The sequence below is a fragment of the Vulcanococcus limneticus LL genome (assembly GCF_002252705.1).
Lineage (GTDB): Bacteria > Cyanobacteriota > Cyanobacteriia > PCC-6307 > Cyanobiaceae > Vulcanococcus > Vulcanococcus limneticus.
In genome coordinates this window covers 1-2,043 of the sequence record NZ_NQLA01000116.1, presented here as the reverse complement: position 1 = coordinate 2,043, position 2,043 = coordinate 1, and the positions used below count along the sequence as shown (strand labels likewise).

At 62.1% G+C, this 2,043-nt stretch carries 2 protein-coding genes; one reads left to right on the top strand and one right to left on the bottom strand.

All coding sequences use genetic code 11. From position 1 onward, the window contains the following. Positions 1-311 precede the first annotated feature (311 nt). The gene (gene psbA, locus CJZ98_RS17560; protein ID WP_094592393.1) at positions 312-1,391 is read right to left on the bottom strand and encodes a photosystem II q(b) protein; all 1,080 of its coding nucleotides are present in this window, start codon (positions 1,389-1,391) and stop codon (positions 312-314) included. Between the two features lie 242 nt (positions 1,392-1,633). Between psbA and CJZ98_RS17555 the strand changes: the two genes are divergently transcribed. Next, positions 1,634-2,043: DUF3122 domain-containing protein (locus tag CJZ98_RS17555; RefSeq protein WP_094592394.1), on the top strand; the 410-nt coding region annotated here is incomplete at its 3' end.

Genomic DNA, 2,043 nt, shown 5'->3' with positions numbered 1-2,043 from the left:
CGCCTTGCGTTCCTCGGCGCTCACCTTTCGGATCAAGCTGGCCTTGAAGCCCAGGTAGCCCGAGTAGAGCATCAGGCTCAGCAGCACCCACATCAGCAGCGGGTGGACGAAATTCAGGGCAAAGGGCATGGTGCCTGGGCAAGGGATAGGGATCCGCACAGGCGGCATCAAACTGAGCGTGACCAGGAATCTCAACCGCGATCCGGAAGGGTTTCTGGAGATCGAAAAGGGCCCAGATCACTCCAGACCCCAGATTTTCTGCTCAGTCCATGGAGCGAAGCAGGATCGACTGGGTGAGATTCAAAGTCTCACTAACCGATCGCCGGCGCATGGAGCGCCACGGGAGTTGCTTCGAGTGCCGCCAGATCAAGCGGGAAGTTGTGCACGTTGCGCTCGTGCATCGCCTCGATGCCGAGGCCACCGCGATTGAGCACATCGGCCCAGGTGTTGATCACCTGGCCCTGCTGATCCATCACAGAGTGGTTGAAGTTGAGGCCGTTGAGGTTGAAGGAGAAGCTCGCCACCGCCAGGGAGGCGAACCAGATGCCCACCACTGGCCAGGCAGCCAGGAAGAAGTGGAGGCTGCGGCTGTTGTTGAAGGAGGCATACTGGAAGATCAGACGGCCGAAGTAGCCATGGGCGGCCACGATGTTGTAGGTTTCCTCCTCCTGGCCGAACTTGTAGCCCTTGTTGAGGGATTCGGTTTCCGTGGATTCCCGTACCAGCGAACTGGTGACAAGGGAACCGTGCATGGCGGCGAACAGGGCGCCGCCGAACACACCGGCCACGCCGAGCATGTGGAAGGGGTGCATCAGCACGTTGTGCTCTGCCTGCAGCACCAGCATGAAGTTGAAGGTGCCGGAGATGCCCAAGGGCATGCCGTCGGAGAAGGAGCCCTGACCGATTGAGTAGATCAGCAGCACGGCGGTGGCGGCAGCCACCGGAGCGGAATAGGCCACGGCAATCCAGGGGCGCATCCCCAGGCGGTAACTCAGTTCCCATTCACGACCCATCCAGCAGAAGATACCGATCAGGAAGTGGAAGATGATCAGCTGGTAGGGGCCCCCGTTGTAGAGCCACTCGTCGAGGCTGGAAGCAGCCCAGATCGGGTAGAGGTGCAGACCGATGGCGTTGGAGCTGGGCACCACCGCAGCGGTGATGATGTTGTTGCCGTAGAGCAGGCCGCCTGAGACGGGCTCGCGGATCCCGTCGATGTCGACGGGCGGGGCGCCGATGAAGGCGATCACGAAACAGCAGGTGGCCACCAGTAGGGTGGGGATCATCAGCACACCGAACCAGCCCACGTAGAGGCGGTTGTCGGTGCTGGTTACCCAGTCCTTGAAGCTGTTCCATGGGTGGCCCCAGGAACGCTTGAGGATGGTTGTCGTCATGGCTAGGAATGAAGACGGGGCTGGGGAGAGCTGCGAAGGCGAGGGGGCCCCTCGTTGTGGACGACCTGACGAGCGCCGACTCTTCCCGATAAAACAGTAGCGTTGAAGCCTTCTATGACGCGACAGGCGTTATGAGCATTTCTTCTCAAAGTGCTGGTGCGGGTTGCCGCCCTGCTGCTCACCGGTTGCATCGACCCAGCTGGCGACCCGTCTTCGCCGCTGTTCTGCTTGCCCTGACCCTGATGGTGCTGCCGCTCCAGGCCCAGGCAGCAGTCGATCCACAGCGCTGGACCCTCACGGATTCCTCGGGTCATTCCTGGGGCCTGACCCTGTTCGAGCAGCCTGATCCCGCCTACCCAGCCGACTGGCGCCTGCGGCTGACTGCCCGCTCACCAGGACAGGTGGTGGATCACCAAAGGCCGCTGCTCCTGAGCGATGGCCTTGGCGGTGCCTGGAACCTGCCGAACCGCAGTGAGGAGCTGGTGCGACAGGGGGAAGAGGTGATCCCCGAGGCCTCGGCCCAGTTCGACGCCCATGCCCTGGATCCCAGGCCCAGCGAAGTGCTGCCGCTGCAACTGGAGGTGCCGACCGACAATCAAGAGGGCACGACCTTGGTCATGCTGCAACCTGAAGTGGTGCAGGCGCTCCATGA